21 protein-coding genes are annotated in these 21,002 nt (G+C 70.4%); 13 read left to right on the forward strand and 8 right to left on the reverse strand.

The genetic code is table 11. The features are described from left to right. Positions 1–40 precede the first annotated feature (40 nt). The 3 genes from R2B38_RS06395 to R2B38_RS06405 are packed head-to-tail and all read left to right on the forward strand — an operon-like array spanning position 41 to position 3,250. The gene (locus R2B38_RS06395; RefSeq protein ID WP_318015343.1) at positions 41–1,438 is read left to right on the forward strand and encodes a gluconate:H+ symporter; all 1,398 of its coding nucleotides are present in this window, start codon (positions 41–43) and stop codon (positions 1,436–1,438) included. Between the two features lie 10 nt (positions 1,439–1,448). Then, positions 1,449–2,207, forward strand: coding sequence for an SDR family oxidoreductase (locus R2B38_RS06400; protein ID WP_318015344.1), 759 nt, complete (start codon positions 1,449–1,451; stop codon positions 2,205–2,207). A gap of 17 nt (positions 2,208–2,224) precedes the next feature. Further along, positions 2,225–3,250, forward strand: a complete 1,026-nt coding sequence (locus tag R2B38_RS06405; protein WP_318015345.1) for an L-idonate 5-dehydrogenase — start codon at positions 2,225–2,227, stop codon at positions 3,248–3,250. Between the two features lie 34 nt (positions 3,251–3,284). Here R2B38_RS06405 and R2B38_RS06410 read toward each other — a convergent pair whose 3' ends face one another. The 4 genes from R2B38_RS06410 to R2B38_RS06425 form a co-directional block, all read right to left on the reverse strand. Then, positions 3,285–3,920 carry a cytochrome b/b6 domain-containing protein gene (locus R2B38_RS06410; RefSeq protein ID WP_318015346.1) on the reverse strand — a complete coding sequence of 212 codons (636 nt, stop codon included), beginning with the start codon at positions 3,918–3,920 and terminating at the stop codon, positions 3,285–3,287. After that, positions 3,904–4,653 carry a molybdopterin-dependent oxidoreductase gene (locus R2B38_RS06415; protein WP_318015347.1) on the reverse strand — a complete coding sequence of 250 codons (750 nt, stop codon included), beginning with the start codon at positions 4,651–4,653 and terminating at the stop codon, positions 3,904–3,906. The genes R2B38_RS06410 and R2B38_RS06415 overlap by 17 nt, the downstream gene beginning before the upstream one ends. Before the next feature lie 113 nt (positions 4,654–4,766). Further along, positions 4,767–6,326 (reverse strand): APC family permease, encoded by a 1,560-nt coding sequence (locus R2B38_RS06420; protein WP_318015348.1) that lies wholly within the window; start codon positions 6,324–6,326, stop codon positions 4,767–4,769. 115 nt (positions 6,327–6,441) lie between these two features. Next, positions 6,442–7,392: a hypothetical protein gene (locus R2B38_RS06425; RefSeq protein WP_318015349.1), complete on the reverse strand. Its 951-nt coding sequence runs from the start codon at positions 7,390–7,392 to the stop codon at positions 6,442–6,444. 410 nt (positions 7,393–7,802) lie between these two features. Here R2B38_RS06425 and R2B38_RS06430 point away from each other — a divergent pair, with 410 nt between their 5' ends. From R2B38_RS06430 to R2B38_RS06460, 7 genes are all read left to right on the forward strand, one after another. Continuing rightward, positions 7,803–8,696, forward strand: coding sequence for a DMT family transporter (locus R2B38_RS06430; RefSeq protein WP_318015350.1), 894 nt, complete (start codon positions 7,803–7,805; stop codon positions 8,694–8,696). A 33-nt stretch (positions 8,697–8,729) separates the two neighbouring features. Next, positions 8,730–9,251 carry an NUDIX hydrolase gene (locus R2B38_RS06435; protein ID WP_318015351.1) on the forward strand — a complete coding sequence of 174 codons (522 nt, stop codon included), beginning with the start codon at positions 8,730–8,732 and terminating at the stop codon, positions 9,249–9,251. A 10-nt stretch (positions 9,252–9,261) separates the two neighbouring features. Next, the gene (locus R2B38_RS06440; RefSeq protein WP_318015352.1) at positions 9,262–9,654 is read left to right on the forward strand and encodes a YidH family protein; all 393 of its coding nucleotides are present in this window, start codon (positions 9,262–9,264) and stop codon (positions 9,652–9,654) included. Then, positions 9,651–9,974: a DUF202 domain-containing protein gene (locus tag R2B38_RS06445; RefSeq protein WP_318015353.1), complete on the forward strand. Its 324-nt coding sequence runs from the start codon at positions 9,651–9,653 to the stop codon at positions 9,972–9,974. Before R2B38_RS06440 ends, R2B38_RS06445 begins: the two co-directional genes overlap by 4 nt. A 323-nt stretch (positions 9,975–10,297) precedes the next feature. Beyond that, positions 10,298–10,594: a hypothetical protein gene (locus tag R2B38_RS06450; protein ID WP_318015354.1), complete on the forward strand. Its 297-nt coding sequence runs from the start codon at positions 10,298–10,300 to the stop codon at positions 10,592–10,594. A 171-nt stretch (positions 10,595–10,765) separates the two neighbouring features. After that, positions 10,766–11,797 (forward strand): phosphotransferase family protein, encoded by a 1,032-nt coding sequence (locus tag R2B38_RS06455; RefSeq protein WP_318015355.1) that lies wholly within the window; start codon positions 10,766–10,768, stop codon positions 11,795–11,797. A 6-nt stretch (positions 11,798–11,803) separates the two neighbouring features. Then, a complete protein-coding gene (locus R2B38_RS06460; protein ID WP_318015356.1) occupies positions 11,804–13,018 on the forward strand; it encodes an acyl-CoA dehydrogenase in 1,215 nt (404 codons plus the stop codon). Positions 13,019–13,082: 64 nt separating this feature from the next. Here R2B38_RS06460 and R2B38_RS06465 read toward each other — a convergent pair whose 3' ends face one another. Further along, a complete protein-coding gene (locus R2B38_RS06465; protein WP_318015357.1) occupies positions 13,083–13,649 on the reverse strand; it encodes a hypothetical protein in 567 nt (188 codons plus the stop codon). Between the two features lie 186 nt (positions 13,650–13,835). Between R2B38_RS06465 and R2B38_RS06470 the strand changes: the two genes are divergently transcribed. Both R2B38_RS06470 and R2B38_RS06475 read left to right on the forward strand, forming a co-directional pair. Continuing rightward, positions 13,836–15,830, forward strand: coding sequence for a sensor histidine kinase (locus R2B38_RS06470; protein WP_318015358.1), 1,995 nt, complete (start codon positions 13,836–13,838; stop codon positions 15,828–15,830). After that, the gene (locus tag R2B38_RS06475) at positions 15,830–16,525 is read left to right on the forward strand and encodes a response regulator transcription factor (protein WP_318015359.1); all 696 of its coding nucleotides are present in this window, start codon (positions 15,830–15,832) and stop codon (positions 16,523–16,525) included. Before R2B38_RS06470 ends, R2B38_RS06475 begins: the two co-directional genes overlap by 1 nt. 7 nt (positions 16,526–16,532) lie before the next feature. Here R2B38_RS06475 and R2B38_RS06480 read toward each other — a convergent pair whose 3' ends face one another. From R2B38_RS06480 to R2B38_RS06490, 3 genes are read right to left on the reverse strand one after another with little or no spacing between them, the layout of a single operon-like run. Further along, on the reverse strand, positions 16,533–17,126 hold the full coding sequence (locus R2B38_RS06480) for a TetR/AcrR family transcriptional regulator (protein ID WP_033283667.1): 594 nt from the start codon (positions 17,124–17,126) through the stop codon (positions 16,533–16,535). Positions 17,127–17,152: 26 nt separating this feature from the next. After that, complete coding sequence (locus R2B38_RS06485; protein WP_318015360.1) at positions 17,153–18,826, reverse strand: class I adenylate-forming enzyme family protein; 1,674 nt, start codon at positions 18,824–18,826, stop codon at positions 17,153–17,155. Further along, positions 18,823–19,587, reverse strand: coding sequence for an SDR family oxidoreductase (locus R2B38_RS06490; RefSeq protein ID WP_318015361.1), 765 nt, complete (start codon positions 19,585–19,587; stop codon positions 18,823–18,825). The genes R2B38_RS06485 and R2B38_RS06490 overlap by 4 nt, the downstream gene beginning before the upstream one ends. 158 nt (positions 19,588–19,745) lie before the next feature. On the opposite strand from R2B38_RS06490, the gene R2B38_RS06495 reads away from it, so the two are divergent. Beyond that, positions 19,746–20,966, forward strand: coding sequence for a DUF1343 domain-containing protein (locus tag R2B38_RS06495; RefSeq protein WP_318015362.1), 1,221 nt, complete (start codon positions 19,746–19,748; stop codon positions 20,964–20,966). Positions 20,967–21,002: the final 36 nt, after the last annotated feature.

A 21,002-nucleotide genomic window follows, 5' to 3' on the forward strand; every position in this document is an offset into this window, starting at 1 on the left:
CCCCCCTCCCCCAACTCCCCGTATCCGCAAGGAAATCACCGTGACCAGACTCAGCGTCGAGATGCTGGCAGCGGACCCCGTCGAGCCCATCACCTCGGCCGGCCACGCTCAGCTGGGCATCGCCGTACTGGCGGGCATCGCCGTCATCGTCCTGCTCATCACCAAGTTCAAGATGCACGCCTTCCTGGCGCTGACCATCGGCTCGCTCGCGCTCGGCGCGTTCGCCGGGGCGCCGCTGGACAAGGTCATCACCAGCTTCAGCACCGGGCTCGGCTCGACCGTGGCCGGTGTGGGCGTGCTGATCGCGCTGGGCGCGATCCTCGGCAAGCTGCTCGCCGACTCGGGCGGCGCGGACCAGATCGTCGACACGATCCTCGCGAAGGCGAGCCCCCGGTCGATGCCGTGGGCGATGGTGCTCATCGCCTCCGTGATCGGGCTGCCGCTGTTCTTCGAGGTCGGCATCGTGCTGCTGATCCCGGTCGTGCTGATGGTCGCCAAGCGCGGCAACTACTCACTCATGCGCATCGGCGTCCCGGCCCTCGCAGGCCTGTCGGTCATGCACGCGCTGATCCCGCCGCACCCCGGCCCGCTGGTCGCCGTGGACGCGGTGAAGGCCAACCTCGGTCTGACCCTCGCGCTCGGTGTGCTGGTCGCCATCCCGACCGTCATCATCGCGGGCCCGCTGTTCTCGAAGGTCGCCGCCCGCTGGGTGGACGTCCAGGCACCCGAACGCATGCTCCCGGCCCGCCCGTCCGAGGACGTGAAGAACCGTCCCGGCTTCGGCGCGACCCTCGCCACGATCCTGCTGCCGGTCGTGCTGATGCTCTCCAAGGCCCTGGTCGACATCATCATCGACGACCCCACCCACACCGTGCAGCGCGTCTTCGACGTGATCGGCTCGCCGCTGATCGCGCTCCTCGCGGCCGTCATCGTCGGCATGTTCACGCTGGGCCGCCCGGCCGGGTTCACCAAGGACCGGCTCTCCACGACCGTCGAGAAGGGCCTGATGCCGATCGCGGGCATCCTGCTCATCGTCGGCGCGGGCGGCGGCTTCAAGCAGACGCTGATCGACTCCGGCGTCGGCCAGATGATCCTGGACATCTCCAAGGACTGGTCGATCCCGGCGCTGCTGCTGGCCTGGCTGATCGCGGTGGCGATCCGGCTCGCGACCGGTTCGGCGACGGTGGCCACGATCTCGGCGGCCGGTCTGGTCGCCCCGCTGGCCGCCGACATGTCGACGGCCCACACCGCCCTGCTCGTGCTGGCGATCGGCGCGGGCTCGGTCTTCTTCAGCCATGTCAACGACGCCGGTTTCTGGCTGGTGAAGGAGTACTTCGGCCTGAGCGTCGGCCAGACCCTCAAGACCTGGTCCGTCATGGAGACGATCATCTCGGTCGTCGCCGGCGGACTGGTCCTCCTCCTCTCGCTGATCATCTAGGGGTACGGGAATGAGTCATCCTCTCTTCGACATCAGTGGCCGGACGGCCCTGGTCACCGGTTCCAGCCGGGGCATCGGACTCGCCCTGGCCCAGGGACTGTTGGAGGCCGGCTGCACGGTCGTCCTGAACGGCCGCGACGGCGAACGCCTCACCAAGGCCGCCGCCGAACTCTCCGGCGATGTCCACACCGCCGCCTTCGACGTGACCGACGGCCCGTCAGTTGCGGCCGGGATAGCGGACGTTGAGGACCGAGTCGGCCCGCTCGACATCCTGGTCAACAACGCCGGCATGCAACTGCGCGCCCCTCTCCTGGAGTTCACCGACTCCGACTGGCACCGCATCATCGACACCAACCTCACCAGCGCGTTCCTGGTCGGCCGTGAGGCGGCCCGCCGGATGACGGAACGCGGGCACGGGAAGATCATCAACATCTGCTCGCTGCAGAGCGAGGTGGTCCGTCCCGGCATCGCGCCCTACGCGGCCACCAAGGGCGCGTTGAAGATGCTCACCAAGGGCATGTGCGCGGACTGGGGCCCGAGCGGAGTGCAGGTCAACGGCCTCGGCCCGGGTTACATCGAGACGGAACTCACCCAACCCCTCGTCCAGGACGAGGAGTTCAGCGCCTGGGTGCGCAAGCGGACCCCGGCGGGCCGCTGGGGCAGCACGCGGGACCTGGTGGGCGGGGTGCTGTTCCTGGCGTCGCCCGCCGCGGACTTCGTGAGCGGACAGATCCTTTACGTCGACGGCGGCATGACGAGCGTGCTGTAAAGAACAGGAGTCCAGACATGCTGGGTTGTGTGATTCATGGTCAGGACGACCTGCGGGTCGACGAGTTGACGGTCCCGGAGCCCGGCCCCGGCCAGGCCCTCGTCGCCGTCCGCTACGGCGGCGTCTGCGGCTCCGACCTCCACTACTGGCGCCACGGCGGCGTCGGCGACTTCCGCCTCAAGGAACCGATGCTGCTCGGCCACGAGGTGGTCGGCACGGTCGTGTCCTACGGCCCCGGGGCCGCGGGTCCCGTCCCCGGTACGGCGGTTGCCGTGCACCCGGCCACTCCGTGCGGGGTCTGCCCCGAGTGCGTGGACGGTCGCCGGAACGTCTGCCGGGACACCGCGTACCTGGGCAGCGCGGCCCGCTACCCGCACGTCCAGGGCGGTTTCGCTGCCCAAGTCACCGTCCCCGCCGAGCAGTTGAGGGCGATCCCGGCGGGCCTTGAGCTGCGCCGGGCCGCCCTCGCCGAACCGCTCTCCGTCGCCCTGCACGCCGTACGACGCGCCGGGGACGTGACCGGACGCCATGTGCTGGTCACCGGCGCTGGCCCGATCGGCTGCCTGGTCGTCGCCGCGGCGAAGGCGGCGGGCGCGGCCCACGTGACGGTGACCGACCTGCTCCCGGCGGCACTTGAGTACGCCACGGCGGCCGGCGCCGACACCGTCGTACGGGCGGACGATCCGGACGACTCCGGGTGGCCGTCCGAAGTGGACGTGGCCATCGAGGCGTCCGGGGTCGCGGCCGGGCTCGACACCTGTCTGCGGCTCGTGCGGCGGGGCGGGGTCGTCGTACAGCTCGGGATGCTGCCGCCGGGGCAGAGCCCGTTCGCCGGAAACCTGGTCGTCAGCCGGGAGATCGAGCTCCGGGGCGCGTTCCGCTTCGACGAGGAGTTCAACGACGCGCTTCAACTCCTCGCCGTGGAGCCCGCGTTCGACGCGCTGGTCAGTGCGGTGGTGCCGGTGCGGGAGGCCGAGTCGGCGTTCGCGCTGGCGGCGGACCGGAGCCGGTCGTGCAAGGTGCTGCTGGATTTCGGGGGCTGAGCGGGGCGACCGGCACCTCACCCCAAGGATTCAACTACGGCTTCCACAGCGGGTGTTCGCGCTTGGCCCAGTCCCGGCTGACCGACCCGGTGCGCAACCCCGCCCTGGCCTCCGGGTCGCCGAGGGCCATGCCGATGTGTCCACCCAGCACGATGCCGATCGTCAGGGCGAGCCAGTCGTGGACGAAGGTCGCGCTGGTGCGCCACTGGATCGGCGTGAGGTGGGTGAACCACATCATCAGGCCGGTGCCGAGCATCACCAGGGTGGCGCCGGCGATCCAGTTGGCGTAGATCTTCTGGCCGGCGTTGAACTTGCCCGCCGGGCGCGCCGACCGGCGTTTGTCGCGCATCAGGGCGCCGCGCAGCCAGACCCGGTCGTGCGGGCCGAAGCGGTTGAGGAAGCCGAGGTTGACGCGGAAGCCGCGCGAGACCAGGCCGATCAGGACGGGCACGGGGAGGGCTAGTCCCGCGCACTCGTGGATACGGACGACCAGGTCACGGCGGCCGACCAGCTCGGCGAACGTCGGGAGGTACAGGCAGGCCGCCGTGGCCACGCAGATACCCATCAGCAGGGCCGTGGTCCGGTGCACCCAGCGCTCGGTGCGGCCGAAGCGGCGGACGCGCGCCGAGGGTTCCGTCTGCGGGGCGTGGGCTTCAGCTCGTAGGGTCATCGTCGCGTCCGTTCGACTTGCCGACCCAGGCGTCGACGTCGTAGCCCCGATCCTCCCAGTAGCCGGGCTTCACATGCTCGGTGACCGTGATGCCGGAGAGCCACTTCGCGGACTTGTAGAAATACATGGGGGCGACGTAGAGGCGGACCGGGCCGCCGTGGTCGTGGCCCAGCGGCTTGTCCTGCATGCGCAGCGCGACCAGGATGTCCGAGCGCCGGGCCTGGTCGAGGGTGAGGCTCTCCGTGTAGGCGCCGTCGAAGCAGGTGAAGCGCACCGCCCCGGCCTTTGCACGCACTCCCGCCGCGTCCAGGAGCCGGGACAGGCGCACCCCCTCGAAGGGGGTCCCGGGGACCCGCCAGCCGGTGACGCACTGGACGTCCTTGACCAGCCGGGTCTGCGGCAGCGCGCGCAGGTCGGCGAGCGTGTAGGACGTCGGCTTGTCGACCAGGCCGTCGACGGTCAGCCGGTAGTTCTCGGCGTTCTTGTCCGGCACGGACGCGGTGACCGAGTAGTAGCGGAAGCCGCCGCCGTTCGGGAGCAGTCCGGTCAGCCCGGTGGGGTCCTTGCCGGACAGCGCACCGAGGACTCCCTCCATGCCTTTCTGCAGAACGGGCGCGGTGACGACGCCGAGGGCACCCAGGCCGAGGGTGCCGAGAAGGACACGGCGGCCGAGCGGCCGCCCCTCCACCTTCTCGACGTCCTCGGGCTCGGGCTCGGGTTGTTCAGGTTTCACAAAGTCATTCGAACACCCGCGACCCCGGCGCGGCCAGGGATAGCGGGTGCCCGTCAGACTTCCGTAACCACTTCTTACGTGCTTCTCAGAAGCGACAGTTCAACGACAGGTCGCTACGACGCCTCCCCCGCCGCCTTCTCCAGCTGGAACGCCTCGTTGCCGAGCCCGATGCGGGCGTGCGCCTCGGGGTTGCGGGCGCGCAGGAACAGGCCCTGGGCCAGGCCGACGAGCAGGGCCAGGACGACGATGCCGGGCAGGATCCAGCTCAGGGACGAGCCGGGGCCCGCGCCGACCAGGACGTCGAAGTCCTTGACCGTGTAGACGGCGATGACGATGAGCGAGATGCCGGCCAGCGCGGAGGTGACCAGCCGCCAGGCCTGCGCGCCTGCGGAGCCGCGGCGGGCGAAGAAGACGATCACCGAGAGGGAGGCGGCGGCCATCAGCAGGATCACGCCGAGGGCGCCGATGTTGCCGAACCAGGTGAACAGGTGCAGCACCGGTTCGGTCGGGTCCCCGGTGGGCTTGTCGTCGGCGATCGCGAAGGCGACCACAATCACCGCGGACACGGCGGTCTGGAGCAGCGAGCCGGTTCCGGGCGCGCCGCTGGAGCCCGTCGTACGACCGAACGCGGACGGGAGCAGGCCCTCGCGGCCCATGGCGAAGGCGTAGCGGGCGACGACGTTGTGGAAGCTGAGCATCGCCGCGAACATGCCGGTGACGAACAGGACGTGCAGCACGTCGGTGAAGGTGCCGCCGAGCCGCGACTCGGTGAGGTAGAAGAGCAGGCCGGCACTCTGCTTCTGGGAGACGCCGACGATCTGCGAGGGCCCGGCGGCGACGGTGAGCGCCCAGCAGCTGAGCGCGAAGAAGACGGCGACGCCACCGACGGCCAGGAACATCACGCGCGGCACCAGGATGTGCGGGCGGCTGGTCTCCTCTGCGTAGACCGGGGCCTGTTCGAAGCCGAGGAACGCGGCGATGCAGAAGCACAGGGCGGTGCCGACGCCGGCGCCGCTGAGGGTGTCCGGGTTGAAGGCGTGCAGGGACAGGCCCTCCTTTGCCGGGTCGGCGACGGCCGCGATGTCGAAGATGACGACGAGCGCGACCTCGATGATCAGCAGGACGCCGAGCACGCGCGCGTTGACGTCGATCTTCAGCCACCCGAGTCCGCCGACGACGGCCACGGCCACCAACGCCGGTATCCACCAAGCCACTTGAAGATCGGCATAGGTGGAGAACAGCCCGGAGACCTCGAAGCCGAAGATGCCGTAGATGCCGACCTGGAGGGCGTTGTACGCGACGAGCGCCACCAGGGCCGCGCTCGCGCCGGCGGTGCCGCCGAGGCCGCGGGAGATGTAGGCGTAGAAGGCGCCCGCGTTGTGGACGTGCCGGCTCATCTCCGCGTAGCCGACGCTGAAGAGGACGAGGACGACACCGAGAAGGACGAAGAGCAGCGGCTGCCCTTCAATGCCCATCACCGCAAATGTGGTGGGCATGACACCCGCAACCACCATGAGAGGGGCGGTCGCGGCGAGCACCGAGAGCAGCAGCCCCCCGGTGCCGAGGCGGTCGGCGCGCAGGGCGCGCTCCTCCCCCCTGAAGGTGCTGATACCGCTACTGCTACCTCCGCCGTCCGAGGTGGCGCTGCTCGTACTGGAACTGCCCGTCGTCATGGCGGGAACGTCCTTTCGGGGTCGCTACGGGGGCGTTGCTACGGTTGCGTTACTTCGCTACGGCAGCGTTGCCACGGGTGCGTTTCATCGCTGCCGAATCGTTGGTACGGGGGCGTTACGACGTCCCGAGCGCGCTGTCGCGCGCGGCACGGAAGGCAGTGAGCGGGTCGCGGTCCGGGTAGGACCACGGGGCCGGGGTCGGATGCTCCCCGATGCGATGGAACAGAGCGGCGGCCTCAGCACTTCGCCCCTCGCAACACTTCGCGTGGGCAAGGAAGTTGAGGTCGACCAGGCGGCGCGGGTGGCCTTCGTGCTCCCACTCCAGCCACCAGTCGAAGGCGGCCTTCATGACCTGCCGGGCCCGGCGTCCGGTCCAGTGTCCGGAGGCGGCCGGGTCGGCGGGTTCCAGGCCGGCGGCGGCCAGCACGCGGTAGCGCTCGGCGTGCGCGATGACCGGCAGGATGGCGAGCGGGGAGTCGGCGGGGGCCTGTTCGGCGGCCCAGTAGGCGAAGTCGTAGACCTCGTGCAGCGGGTCGACACCCGCGTCGGCGCGGCGTTCCGCGAGCCGGGCCACCATCAGATGGTGGGCGTGGTGGTGGTCGGGATACCGGTGGCGGACCTCGTCGAAGAGCTGGACCACGCCCTCGTCGGTGCCGAGGGTGTGCTCCAGAAGGAGCAGTCCGAGCCAGGGCGTCGGATCGTCGGGCAGCCGGGCGGAGGCCGTACGGCAGGCCTCGCGAGCGCGGACCGGCTTCTCCTTGCCCGCCAGGGTGCGCTGGACCATGGCCAGGGCGAGCAGCACGGAGGCGTCACCGGACTCGGGTTCGGCGAGCAGCCAGTCGCGGGCCCAGGCGGCGGTGTAGGACTCCCGGGCGAGCACGGTGACGCGGTGGGCGCGGGCGTCCCAGTCGTCGCCCGTCTGGGCGAGCAGACCACGCGCCGCCTGCCAGCGGCCCTGGGCCAACGCGGCCCGCGCGGCGACGAGTTCAGCGTCGTCGAGCGCGGCGTCGAAGGCCTGGGAGGCGCGCTTGTGGCGGCGTCCGAGGGGTGGCGGGGGTGGGGACACCCGGGTATTCCTCACGATCCTCACGCGACGCTGCGGGACATCGGCCTGCCATCGGCCGATCACGCACAGCAAACCCTCCACCAATACTTCACGTCAAGTGCCGTACCACCGTTACACCTGTCAACTTCCGTTACAGAAGGGGCACTTGTGGCCCAAGCCCCTACCCGGGACGGTACGCTTCCAACCGTTCTCGGGTCACCGGTGTGGCGTAGGCCATGGCGCTCGGGCGCGCGGCGGCGGACGATGGGAGCACGGTCCCGCCGCAGCCTCCGATCGCGCCCGCGGTCGTCAGAGCATCGTGACCGGAGCAACCGCCCGCTTCCGGGTACTCCCAGGGGCAAGCCGGGCCCTGGGGCGCTACAGTCGCCCAAACGCATCCCGTAGCCCGGCCTGACGATCGAGGTACGCGCGTGTCCCTTCTGGTTCTGATGCTCTCCGTGAGTGCGGCCTGTTGCCTCGGCTTCGGGTTCGTGCTCCAGCAGAACGTGGCCCAGCAGGCACCCCTGAGCGACTTCCTCTCCCCCAGACTGCTCCTCGACCTGATGCGGGTACCGCGCTGGCTGGGCGGCATCGGCCTGATGATCGCGGGCATGGTGCTCGGCGCGATAGCGCTCAGCAAGGGCGAGGTCTCCCTGGTGGAACCCCTCCTCGCGACGAACCTCCTCTTCGCCCTGGCCCTCTCCCGCAAGCAGACCAGACAACCCCTGGGCCGCCAGGGCTGGGCGGGCCTCGCACTCCTCGCGGGCGGCGTCACGACGTTCATCGTCGCGGGCGAACCACGCAGCGGCACGGCGGTCACCGACCCCTTCCGCCACTGGCTGATCATCGGCGTCATGGTGGGCCTGGCCCTCCTCCTCACGACGTACGCCAAACGCTCCCGCCTCAGCTCGGCCCCGGTCCTCCTGGCCCTGGCGGCCGGCCTCCTCTACGGCGTCCAGGACGCGCTCACCCGCGTCAGCGGCCAGCGCTTCACCGAGGGCGGCCTCACCGAACTCCTCACGGGCTGGCAGCCGTACGGCGTACTCGCGCTCGGCGTGACGGGCCTGGTCCTGGTCCAGAGCGCGTTCGAGACAGCTCCCCTCCGCATGTCCCTGCCGGCCCTCACCGCGGCCCAACCACTGGCCGGAATCATCTGCGGCGTGGGCTTCCTGGGCGACCGCCTCCGCGCGGACACCGGCGCCCTGGCCTGGGAAGCGGTCGGCTTGGCCGGAATCGTCGTAGGCATCCTGCTCCTGGGCATGCACCCGGCAATGCCCCGCGGCACGACAAAGCCGAAGCAGACCCCGGCCCTCCAGCCGCACTGAGACAGCCTGCCCGCCCCCTGTTTTGATGAGGGCATGAACCCAGCTGACGAGATCCTCGACATCGTCGACGAGCAGGACCAGGTCATAGGCCAGTCCCCCCGAGGCGAGGCGTACGCCCAGGGCCTACGCCACCGAGCGGTCTTCATCCAGACCCGCGACGCACACGACCGCGTCTTCATCCACCGCCGCACCCCCACCAAACTCGTCTTCCCGTCCCTCTACGACATGTTCGTCGGCGGAGTGGTAGGAGCGGGCGAGTCCTACGACGACGCGGCACTGCGCGAGGCAGAGGAGGAACTAGGGGTATCCGGCCTGCCCCACCCCACCTTCCTCTTCAAGTTCCTGTACGACGACGGCGTCGGCCAGACCTGGTGGTCGGCGGTGTACGAGGTGCGCTGCGAGCTGCCGGTCAGCCCACAGGCCGAGGAGGTCGCGTGGCACGACTTCCTGGACGAGGCGGAGATCGACCGACGGCTGAACGACTGGGTCTGGGTCCCGGACGGCCTGGCGGCCTACACCCGACTCAAGGAACACCGCGCAGAAACGGCCGGATAGGGTCCAGCCCGTGATCGATTTCGCACGGAACGTCCAGCTGTGGTTCGCCCCCCAGGAGATCAGCGAGGAGGGCGCCACCCCCGACTACCGCTTCTCACTCGCCAACGAGCGCACCTTCCTGGCCTGGCTGCGCACCGCCCTCGCACTGATCGGCGGGGGCTTCGCGGTGGACCAGTTCCTGCCCCACCTGCGCTGGGCCTGGCGAGTCGGTCTGGCCCTGGCCCTCCTCGCGGCCGGCGTCCTGTGCTCCCTCCGCGCGGTCAACCACTGGGTCCGCTGCGAAAGGGCGATGCGCCGGGGCGAGGACCTGCCGGTCTCCCGCTTCCCCGCCCTCCTGGGCATCGCCGTGGCGATCGTGGCCGTGGCGATGGTCGTCGTGGTCCTGGCGGGCTGGGCCGGATGACCCGCCCCCCGACCCCGGACCGCGACCCGGGCCTCCAGCCCGAACGCACCCGCCTGGCCTGGCGCCGCACCACCCTCTCCAGCACGGTGGCCGCCGTCCTGGCCGTGAAGGCCACACTGCACGGCGGCGTCCACACCGAGGACGTCATCATCTGCGCCCTCTGCTGCACCCTCTGGCTGGGCTTCCTCACGGTGGCCCACCACCGCATCCGCACCCTCGCCTCCGGTGGCATCCCGCCAACCCTGGCCCCACGCCACGCCAGCGCGGCGGTGCTGTGCACGGTGGCCGTGGCGGTGTGCGCGGCGGTGCTCGTCTATTGAGACGCGGGAGACGCTCGAACACCGGGATGGGCAACACCCGCACAGCAAGACGCCTAGGCGAGCCGGGATGCCCCACGCCCCCGCAGCCGCCCACGAGACGGGAGCGGGTCGCGGCGGTACGGCGCAGCCCGCCGCGTACCCGGCACCAACCCCCTCAACCGTGGTGACAAACCGAAGGGCCCCGCAAGCGGCGGCTCGCCGTACCGCCACGACCCCGACCCCACAACACACCTGCGGGCGAACACACCCCGGATCACCCGATATGGGCGTTTCCCATGGCACCCTGTCCGACGTCACAGCCCGCACTTCCGAAGGTGAGCACCATGACCACCCTTCACCTGGAGCACGCCTCCCACGCCCACACGCACGGCCCTGACTGCGGCCACCCCGCGGTTCCGCACGAGGACCACGTCGACTACGCCCACGACGGCCACCTGCACCGCGAGCACGGCGGCCACTGGGACGAGTGCGAGCCCGGCGGCCATGTCGCCCACCAGGAGCACGCGCACCAGCACGGCCAGGACTGCGGCCACGAGAGCGTCCTGCACGGCGACCACGTCGACTACGTCCACGACGGCCACCGCCACGCCCAGCACGACGGCCACTGGGACGACCACTGAGCCTGAGCCAAGCTCCAGGACCCCAATACAGCTCCCCGTTGCCCGGCGCGGGGAGCTGTCGGCATATCGTGGCCCCGATCACGTTTCACGTTCCGCTCCCCTACTGGACGACATACCGACCGGTCGGCATGATGGGTGGAGACCAGTTCCTCCCGTTCGTAGGAGTGATGTATGAGCCCCGACCACCCGCCCGGACTCGATCTCGACCGGCTGCGCGGCCTGCTCGACCGCGAGCAGCCCGGCCTGGTGACCGGCGCCCTGTCCGGCCGGCTGATCGAGGGCGGACGGTCGAACCTCACCTACGCGGTCACGGACGGCACCGCGAAGTGGGTCGTACGGCGCCCCCCGCTCGGCCACGTCCTGGCCACCGCGCACGACATGAAGCGCGAGCACCGGGTGATCAGCGCCCTGCACCCGACGAACGTACCGGTACCGAGACCCATCCTCCTCTGCGAGGACGACGAGGTGCTCGGAGCCCCGTTCTACGTCATGGAGTTCGTGGAGGGCACCCCGTACCGCACGGCGGACGACCTCGCCCCGCTCGGCCCCGACCGCACCCGGGGCGCGGTGCTCGAACTGGTCGACACCTTGGTCGAGTTGCACGCGGTGGACCCCGCAGCGGTAGGCCTCGCGGACTTCGGCCGCCCAGAAGGCTTCCTGGACCGCCAACTCCGCCGCTGGGGCAAGCAGTTGGACGCCTCCCGCAACCGCGACCTCGCCGGCGTGGAGGAGTTGCACGCGGCCCTCGGCCACCGCCTCCCCACCTCCCCCGCCCCGGCCGTCGTCCACGGCGACTACCGCCTCGACAACGTCCTGATCGGCACAGAAGACGGCGTCGACAAGATCAAGGCGATCCTCGACTGGGAGATGTCCACCCTCGGCGACCCGCTCACCGACCTGGGCCTCCTGGTGATGTACAGCATCCCGCTGGACCTCCCCAACTCCCCCATTTCCACCACGGCTTCGGCCCCCGGCCACCCCACACCGGCCGAGCTGATCGAGCGGTACGCGGCGCGCTCGGGCCGCGACGTCTCATCGGTCGCCTGGTACACGGCGTTCGCGTGGTTCAAGCTCGCCGTGATCCTGGAGGGCATCCACTACCGCTACACCCTGGGCCAGACGGTCGGCCGCGGCTTCGACCGCATCGGCGAGTTGGTTCCCGTCTTCATCGAGCACGGCCTGACCACCCTTCAGGAGGGCTGATCCACCATGGACTTCGCGTACGACGCACACACCGAGAACCTGCGCGCCAAGCTCCTGGCCTTCATGGACGAGTACGTCTACCCGGCCGAGCCCGTGGCCGAGGAACAGCGCGCCCAGCTCGCGTCACCCTGGGACACCCCAGCCGTAGTAGGGGAGTTGAAGGCGGAAGCCCGCAGGCAGGGCCTGTGGAACCTCTTCCTCCCCGACTCCGAGTACGGCGCCGGCCTCACGAACCTCCAGTACGCCCCGCTGGCCGAAATCACCGGCCGCTCCCCGCACTTGGCGCCCACCGCGCTGAACTGCGCGGCACCGGACACCGGCAACATGGAGGTGCTCCACCAGTTCGGCGACGAGCAGCAGAAGAAACAATGGCTGGAGCCACTCCTCGCGGGCGAGATCCGCTCGGCATTCGCGATGACGGAACCAGAAGTGGCCTCGTCCGACGCCACGAACATCACGACACTCATCGAGCGGGACGGCGACGACTACGTCATCACGGGCCGCAAGTGGTACATCTCCGGGGCGATGAACCCGGACTGCAAGATCTTCATCGTGATGGGCAAGACGGACCCGGACGGCGCGGACATCCGCCGCCAGCAGTCCATGATCCTGGTCCCGCGCGACACCCCGGGCGTCACGGTCAAGCGCGCGATGCAGGTCTTCGGCTACGAGGACCACTCGCACGGCGGCCACGCCGAGGTCGTCTTCGACCACGCGCGCGTGCCGGCGACGAACCTGATCGGCGAGGAGGGCGGCGGCTTCGCCATCGCCCAGGCACGGCTCGGCCCGGGCCGTATCCACCACTGCATGCGGCTGATCGGCATGGCCGAGCGCGCGATCGAGCTGATGTGCCAACGCGCCGTCTCCCGCGTCGCGTTCGGCAAGGCACTGGCCCAACAGGGCGTCGTCCACAACTGGATCGCGGACGCGCGAGTGGCAGTCGAGCAACTGCGGCTGCTGGTCCTCAAGACGGCCTGGATGATGGACACCGTCGGCAACAAGGGCGCCCACGCGGAGATCCAGGCCATCAAGATCGCCACACCCCGCACGGTGGTCGGCATCCTCGACAAGGCGATCCAGCTGCACGGCGCGGGCGGGGTCAGCCAGGACTTCCCGCTGGCCGAGCTGTACGCGAGCGCCCGCACCCTGATGCTGGCCGACGGCCCGGACGAGGTGCACCAACGGTCGCTGGCGCGCCGGGAGTTGAAGAAGTACCTGTAGGCACGGCGAAGGGGCTGGAAGGGGTGTAGGCACCCCTTCCAGCCCTTTTCCCCCGAGGTGACGGTCAGTTGGGCGTGCTCGCCTTCAGCGTCCAGCCCTGGCGGCAGGTGTGGCCGAAGGTGCCGATGTCACAGCCCTCGACGGTGAAGACGTAGGCGCCGGTGTTCCGCTCCAGCACCCGGATCCGGCCGGCCGTCCCGCCGCCGAACTCCCGCTGGGTGCCCCCGGGGTCGGAGGCGCTCGTCCAGCGGACCAGGAACGAGTCGTAGCGGTGCTCCGGGGCGGTAGTGCCCCAGTTGAAGTAGGCGTAGCCGCGGTCCTCCCACGCGGCGACGACCATGTTCGAGCCCTGGCGCGGCGACCAGGTGGCGGTGCCGTAGGTGAAGTACTGGCGCTTCCCGGCGTACGCGTTGCCCAGGTACACGTCCCTGGTGCCGCTGGTCGGGCAGCCCAGCCAGCCGCCGGCTCCGCCGAGGGCGTTCCAACGCTGGTTGATGTGGGACTCGTTGACCGGGATGGAGCACGCGGCACGCGCCGGTGTCTGCGCGGCGGCCGGCACCGCTGCCGTCCCGCCGAGAGCGAGCAGGGAGCCGAGGACAACGCCGGTCAGGCGCCGCTTGGTTGACAGCATGGTGTTTCCCCCGTTGGTTCCTGTCGACCGGTCCGGCGGTGTACCCGCCGTTCCGCTGCTACGAGCATCACGGCGACCGGGGCCGGGAGTTGAGAGGAAACCCCCGGGCACCACCGGGCACCTCTCCCGGGTGGACCGGGAAGCGTTCCCGGGACACCCGGGCGCCGCGCCCCCACGATGGGACGCATGGACGACCGCGACGGGCGCACCCGGCCACGCACGGCGACGGCATACGCGCTCCTGGGGCTGGCGGCATTCCAAGTGGCCGCAGGGGCGGTCGCGTTGGCGGCGGCCGGGGTCTCCACCGCGGACGTGATCCGCTACGACATGGTCGTCGACCTCGCGGTCGGTCTCGCCTACCCGGTCTGCGGCACGGTGATCGCGCTGCACCGGCCGCGCAACCCCATCGGCTGGCTGCTGATCGCGTACGGGCTGGGCCACGCGTTCACCGGGATGTCGATCGGACTGGCCGTCGAGGGCCTACGGCTGGGCTGGTCACCGGAGTTGCTGCACGCGCTCACCACCATCGGCCGCCACACCTGGATCCTCGGCAGCTCCACGGCGTTCGTCCTCGTGTTCTTCCTGTTCCCCGACGGCCGCCTGCCCGACCGACGCTGGCGCTGGGCCCTGGTGGCCCAACTCCTCTCCTCCCCCCTGGACTTCGCCATCTGGGCGCGGGACGACTGGGGCCTGTTCCGCGGCACACCGGCGCAGCCCTCCTACCTCCCGGTGCCGGACGGCTGGATGCCCGCCCTGCGCGACACCGAGACCGCGAAGGCCTGCCTGGTACTGGCCGCGGTGTTCGCGGTCATGTTCGTCCGTTACCGGCGCGGCGGCGAACAGGACCGCCGCAGACTCCTGTGGCTGATCGCGGGAATGCTGCCCCTGGCGCTGAGCGTGGCCCTGCAGATCATGGGCTTCCCGGCGGTCTACACGTCCTGCTGCACCCTGTTCCTCCCGACCGCCATCATGATCGCCGTGGTCCGCGAGGAGCTCCTCGACATCCGCCTAGTCGTCTCCCGCAGCCTGCTCTACGGCGCGCTCACGGTCGGCGTGGCCATCACCTACGTCGGCCTCGTCACCTCCGTCCAGGCCCTCCTCAGCCCCGACCCCGCCCTGCTCGGACCGGCGTTGATCGCGGTCACGCTCGCCGCCGCCTTCGAACCCGCCCGCCGACTCCTCCAGCGCATGGTCGACCGCGCCCTGTACGGCGACCGGCACGACCCGGTGCGCGCGGTCTCCCGCATCGGCGAACGGCTGGCCGGCACCGGCGTGGGCGCGGTCCCGGAGGCGGTCGGCGAGGCACTGCGGCTGCCGTACGTCTGTGTGGAGTCCAAGTCCGGGGTGACGGACGGCAGTTGGGGCGAACCGGGCGAACGCATCCACGCCATACCCCTCGACTACGACGGCCGCACGGTCGGCGCCCTGGTGATCGGCCTGCGCCCCGGCGAACAGCAGCCCGCCACCCCCGACTTGGCCGTCCTGGAACTCCTCGCCGTCCCCCTGGCCGCCGCCCTGCACGCCACCGACCTCACCCGCCAGCTCCAGCACTCCCGCGAACGGATCGTCGCCGCCCGCGAGGAGGAACGCCGCCGGATCCGCCGCGACCTGCACGACGGACTCGGCCCCACCCTCGCCGGAGCCGCCTTCCAGGCGGACGCCGTACGCAATCTGCTGACCTTCGATCCGGACCGGGCGGCGGCGCTGCTCACCGAGCTGCGGTCCGAGGTCGGCGGCGCGGTCGCGGAGGTGCGGCGGCTCGTGGACGGGCTGCGGCCGCCGGATCTGGACCAGTTGGGGCTGCTGGGCGCGTTGCGCGAGCGTGCGGTGCGGCTGTCCTGGCGGGCGGACGGTACCCCGATCGAGGTGCGGGTCCGGGCACCCGAGCGGCTGCCCGCGCTGCCCGCCGCCGTAGAGGTGGCCGCGTACCGCATCGCGATCGAGGCGCTCACCAACGCGGCCCGGCACGCGCGGGCCTCCCATGTGGACCTGCGCATCGAGATCGGCGAGGGGCTGCGCCTGGAGGTGCGGGACGACGGTTCGCCGGTGGGCGAGGAGACCGCGTGGACGCCGGGCGTGGGCATCACGTCGATGCAGGAGCGCGCGGCGGAGCTGGGCGGCCGGTGTGTGGCGGGGCAGGGGCGGGTGGTGGCGACGCTGCCGTTGGGAGAGGCGATGTGATGGGGCTGGAGCCTGAGGGTGAGAACGGCGGGGACGCGCTGCGGGTCGTCCTCGCCGACGACCATCCCGTGGTCCGTACCGGGCTGGCCGCGCTCCTGGAGTCGGTACGGGACGGGACCCCGCGCGTGCGGGTGGTCGGGGTCGCCGCGAGCGGGCGGGAGGCGGTGCGGGCGGCCGTGACCCTGCGTCCGCACGTGGTGGTGATGGACATCCGGATGCCCGACCTCAACGGCATCGAGGCGACCCGGGAGATCGGCCGGGTGGCGCCCCGGGTGGCCGTGCTGATGCTCACGATGGTCGAGGAGGACGACTCGGTGTTCGCCGCGATGCGGGCGGGCGCCCTGGGCTATGTCCTCAAGGGCGCGGGCCAGGACGAGATCGTCCGGGCGATCCGGGCGGTGGCCGCGGGCGAGGCCATCTTCGGCCCCGGGGTCGCGCGGCGGGTGCTCGGCCACCTGAGCAGACCCCCGGACCGCCCGGACCCGTGCCCGACGCTCACCCCGCGCGAACGGGACGTCCTCGCGCTGATCGCCGACGGCCAGCCCAACTCGACGGTGGCCACCCGCCTGGGCCTGTCCCCGAAGACGGTCAGCAACCACATGTCGGCGGTCCTGGCCAAGCTGGGAGTCACCGACCGCGCGCAGGCGGCGGCCTGGGCCCGGGAGGCGGGGCTCACCCGCCCACCGGACGCGTGAGGGCGTACTACGGCCGCAGCGCCCGCATCAGCAGGTCCGCCAGGTGGTCGGCGACCTCCTGGGGCGTGAGGGGGCCGCCGGGGCGGTACCAGGTCGACAGGTGGTGGACCGAACCGAAGTGGTAGTCGACGACGAGGTCGGCCGGGGTCGCCGTGGAGAAGACGCCCGCGCGCTGGCCCTCCTCGACGAGCCCGCGGAAGCGCTCGTGGTAGCGCCGGCGCTCGGCGCGCACCTGCTTGTTCTTCTCCGGGCTGAGGTGGTGCATGGACCGGAAGAAGATCGACGCGTCGTCGAGGTTGTCGATCGTCGTCACGACGACGTCCGCGGCCGCGGCCCGCAGCCGTTTCTCGATCGGCTCGTCGGCGGTCGCGAACACCTCCAGGCGCTCCTGCTGGACGCGCAGCACGCGCGCGTACACCTCGTGCAGGAGATCGTCCTTGGAGCCGAAGTAGTGGTAGAGCGCGCCCTTGGTGACGCCCGCGGCCTCGACGATCTCCTGCACCGAGGTGCGGTCGTAGCCCTGCTCGGCGAAAAGTCGGGTGGCGGCGGCAAGGAGCCGCTGCGGGACAGGAGCCCCGTCTCCGTCGGTCGTCCTGGGCACTGCCGCCACCTGCCTTTTCTGACTGTTCACTCGCTGTCGTGCGACCGGGAACGCAGTTCCCGCCGGAGGATCTTCCCACTTGCCGTCTTCGGCAGGTCGGGCAGGATCTCCACCTGGCGGGGGTATTTGTAGGCGGCCAGTCTCTCCTTGCAGTACACGGCGAATTCATCGGGGTCGGTTTCGGCGCCCGGACGGAGACTGATGTACGCCTTCACCGTCTCGCCGCGATACCCGTCAGGGACACCGACGACGGCCGCCTCGCGTACCGCCGGGTGGGTGTACAGCACGTCCTCGACCTCGCGCGGCCACACCTTGAAGCCGGACGCGTTGATCATGTCCTTCTTGCGGTCGACGACGTACAGCCAGCCCTCCGGGTCCATGAACCCGATGTCCCCGGTGCGCAGTTCACCGTCCGGGAAGGTCTCGGCGGTGGCCTCGGGGCGCCGCCAGTACCCGGGCACGACCTGCGGCCCCCGCACGAGGATCTCGCCCTGCTCCCCGAAGGGCACCTCCTCGCCCTGGTCGTCGACGATCCGTACGTCGGTGTCGGGCCCCGGCACGCCCACCGCCAGCGTCCCGGACGCGGGGTCGACGGGCGCCTCCAGCTGGGGCGGCACCGACGCGCAGGGCGCGGTGCACTCGGTGAGGCCGTAGCCGTTGCGGATGTACGGCCCGAAGCCGGCCCGGAACTTCTCCACCAGGGCGGGCGGCACCGGGGCACCGCCGGAGGAGATGTTCCGGAAGGACGCGAAGTGGTCCGCGGTGACGCCCGGGTGCGCGGCGAGCGCCATGAAGGCGGTGGACGGGCCGACCGTGTAGTGCGGCCTGTGCTCGGCGAACGCGTCGAGCACGACCCCGCCCTCGAACCGGTACACCAGCACCAGCGAGCCCCCGCTGACGAGCGACGCGCCCAACTGGCACACCATCCCGGTGATGTGGAACAGCGGCGCCATCGCGAAGTACACGGGCGCGTCCGGCAGTCCGAGCCCGGTGCGCTGCCGTTCGGCGTTGTACAGGATGTTGGCGTGGGTGTTGGTGGCACCCTTCGGGGCACCACTTGTCCCCGAGGTGTAACTGATCAACGCGATGTCCGCGGGCGCCAGTTCGCGCCCGCCGGGCGCCTTGTGCCCCGCCTTCGCCACGGCCACCAGATCCTCGGCGTCGGCTGCCTGCGGAAGCCGCTCGAAGGTGAGCACGCGCGCGTCGTTGCGAGTTTGGAAATCCAACTCGCAGGCGGTGAGCACGATCCGCACGGGAGACCCGCTCTCCGCGACGGTCTCGCGCAGATACGACTCCCACGCGCGATCCGTACAGATAAGCGCAGCCACCTCACCGTCCCGCAGGACATGGGTGACCTCCCCCGACTTGTACATCGGATTGACCGGCACAACGATCGCGCCCGCCTTCCAGGCACCGAGCAGCGCGAGCACGAAGTGCGGCGAGTTCTGCAGCAGCACGGCGACCCGGTCGCCCTGCCCAAGCCCCCGCGCGGCCAGATACCCGGCGACGGAGTCGCTCAGCTCGTCGACCTCGCGATAGCTGAGCCGCCCGTCGAAGTAGGTGAGGAAGGTGCTGTCAGGCGTCTCGCCGACCACCCGGCGAAGGGCATGCACCAACGAATCGTCCGGGCTGATGTCACCTCGCTGGGCCTCGTTGAGCAGCCCCACCCACGGCTTGGCGGCATACAGGGAGTCGGTCACTCTCCGGCCTCCCACTTCTGCTGGATGTGGTTCATGGTGGTCAGCCAGCGATCCGGCTCGGCGGCCCGGGCCTGGTAGTACCCGGCGACCTCGGGATGCGGCAGGATCAGGAACCGGTCCTCCTCGATCCCCGCCATCAGAGCGTCAGCAACGACATCTGGCTCAATGGCCGTCGGCTGAAGCACCAGGTCACCCGCGCTGCCGGTGGCGGCCAGCATGTCGGTACGCACACCCTGCGGACAGATCGCGTGGACCTTGATCCCCCGGTGCCGGTACGTCAACGACAGCCACTCGGCGAAGGCGTACGCGCCGTGCTTGGTGACGCTGTAGGGCGCGGCCCCGATCATGGTGAGCAGCCCGGCCGCCGACACGGTCGACACGAACCGCCCGCCGCCCCGCTCCAGCCACCCCGGGATCAACGCCTCGGCGGCCCGCACATGAGCCATGACGTTCACGTCCCAGGCCAGCGCCCAGACGTCCTCCCCGGCGGCTTCCGACCCACCGGAGCCGACCCCGGCGTTGGCGCAGTAGATGTCGACGGTCCCACCGAGAGCGTCGCGAGCAGCACTGACGACGGCGGAGGCATCCCCCGGTACGGCAATGGCCCCGATCTCATCGGCGACGGCCTTGGCCCGGTCGGCATCAAGGTCGTTCACCACGACCCGGGCCCCTTCGGCAGCGAACCGCCGCGCAAGCGCGGCCCCGATGCCACCCCCAGCCCCCGTGACGACTACCCCGGCACCCTGAACGGCTTCCACCATCAATCTCCTTCGACTGCGGCTCCCCTGCCCAGCCAGACTAACCGGTCGGTATGTAACACCGGAAGGGCAGTTTCCTTCAGGGGCGCGGGGAACGGCGCGACCAGCCACATTCGACGCGCACCCGACGATCCACACGCGGCAGCCAATACCGTGCCGACATGCCCCTCACCAGAAGAGCTCTCCTGGCAGCGACCCCGGCGGCAACCCTCACCCCCGCACAACCCAAGAAAACCGCACTACGCACCGGCTTCGAAACCCTGGCCGCACACGACTACGCCCAGCTCAGTGGCCAACGAACCGGCATCGTCACCAACCCCACCGGCATCACCAGAGACGCCCACCACATCGTCGACGTCATGCACGCCAGCCCCCACGTGAACCTCACCGCGGTCTTCGGCCCAGAACACGGCTTCAGAGGCACCGCCCAAGCAGGTGGATCCGAGGGCTACTACACCGACCCGGCAACCAAACTCCCGGTCTACGACACGTACTTGAAGAGCGGCCAACCACTCGCCGACATCTTCAGGACCGCAGCCGTGGACACCATCGTCTTCGACATCCAGGACGTGGGCGCCCGCTTCTACACCTACATCTGGACCCTCTACGACTGCATGGAGGCAGCCCAACTAGCCGGCAAACGCTTCGTCGTCCTCGACCGCCCCAACCCGGTGACCGGAAGATCGGCCCAAGGCCCGGTCCTGCACAGGGAGTTCGCAACATTCGTGGGCAGACAACCGATCGCACAGGCACACGGCATGACGGTCGCCGAGCTGGCCCGCCTGTTCAACGGGGAGTTCCTGACCACACCCGTCCCCCTGGAGACCGTACTGATGACGGGCTGGAAGCGTTCGGAGTTCTACGACGCCTGGTCGCTCCCCTGGGTGCCCCCGAGCCCCAACATGCCGACCCCGGACACCGCCCTCGCCTACTCGGGCACCTGCCTCTTCGAGGGCACGAACCTCTCCGAGGGCCGCGGCACCACCCGCCCCTTCGAACTGCTAGGAGCAGAGGGCATCGACGGACGCTGGGCCGCCGAGGTGAATCAACTCGCCCTGCCCGGAGCGCACTTCAGGGAGGCGTACTTCGCGCCCACCTTCTCCAAGTTCGAGGGCAAGACCGTCGGCGGGGTCCAGATCCACATCCACGACCGGGCCGCCTACGACCCCGTCCGCACCGGCATCGCGCTGCTGGTGACCGCCAAGAAGGTCTGGAGCGGCTTCAGTTGGCGCTCGGACAACTGGATCGACAAGCTCACCGGGTCCGCCCGGGTGCGGACGGCGATCGACGCGGGCGCGGGTACCGACGAGGTCGTAGCCGCGTGGCAGGAGGAGTTGAGGGCGTTCCGACGGGTTCGAACTGAATACCTCCTCTACAAGTGAGTCGTGACGTATGGCCAATCTTCACCGGTAGCGGGA

It is taken from the genome of Streptomyces sp. N50 (genome assembly GCF_033335955.1).
Taxonomy (GTDB): Bacteria; Actinomycetota; Actinomycetes; order Streptomycetales; family Streptomycetaceae; genus Streptomyces.

Coding starts and splice junctions, on each gene's coding strand:
- R2B38_RS06400 (WP_318015344.1), top strand. CDS start 1,449: ATGAGTCATCCTCTCTTCGACATCAGTGGCCGGACGGCCCTGGTCACC.
- R2B38_RS06405 (WP_318015345.1), top strand. CDS start 2,225: ATGCTGGGTTGTGTGATTCATGGTCAGGACGACCTGCGGGTCGACGAG.
- R2B38_RS06410 (WP_318015346.1), bottom strand. CDS start 3,920: ATGACCCTACGAGCTGAAGCCCACGCCCCGCAGACGGAACCCTCGGCG.
- R2B38_RS06420 (WP_318015348.1), bottom strand. CDS start 6,326: ATGACGACGGGCAGTTCCAGTACGAGCAGCGCCACCTCGGACGGCGGA.
- R2B38_RS06435 (WP_318015351.1), top strand. CDS start 8,730: ATGAACCCAGCTGACGAGATCCTCGACATCGTCGACGAGCAGGACCAG.
- R2B38_RS06445 (WP_318015353.1), top strand. CDS start 9,651: ATGACCCGCCCCCCGACCCCGGACCGCGACCCGGGCCTCCAGCCCGAA.
- R2B38_RS06450 (WP_318015354.1), top strand. CDS start 10,298: ATGACCACCCTTCACCTGGAGCACGCCTCCCACGCCCACACGCACGGC.
- R2B38_RS06455 (WP_318015355.1), top strand. CDS start 10,766: ATGAGCCCCGACCACCCGCCCGGACTCGATCTCGACCGGCTGCGCGGC.
- R2B38_RS06460 (WP_318015356.1), top strand. CDS start 11,804: ATGGACTTCGCGTACGACGCACACACCGAGAACCTGCGCGCCAAGCTC.
- R2B38_RS06465 (WP_318015357.1), bottom strand. CDS start 13,649: ATGCTGTCAACCAAGCGGCGCCTGACCGGCGTTGTCCTCGGCTCCCTG.
- R2B38_RS06470 (WP_318015358.1), top strand. CDS start 13,836: ATGGACGACCGCGACGGGCGCACCCGGCCACGCACGGCGACGGCATAC.
- R2B38_RS06475 (WP_318015359.1), top strand. CDS start 15,830: ATGGGGCTGGAGCCTGAGGGTGAGAACGGCGGGGACGCGCTGCGGGTC.
- R2B38_RS06490 (WP_318015361.1), bottom strand. CDS start 19,587: ATGGTGGAAGCCGTTCAGGGTGCCGGGGTAGTCGTCACGGGGGCTGGG.
- R2B38_RS06495 (WP_318015362.1), top strand. CDS start 19,746: ATGCCCCTCACCAGAAGAGCTCTCCTGGCAGCGACCCCGGCGGCAACC.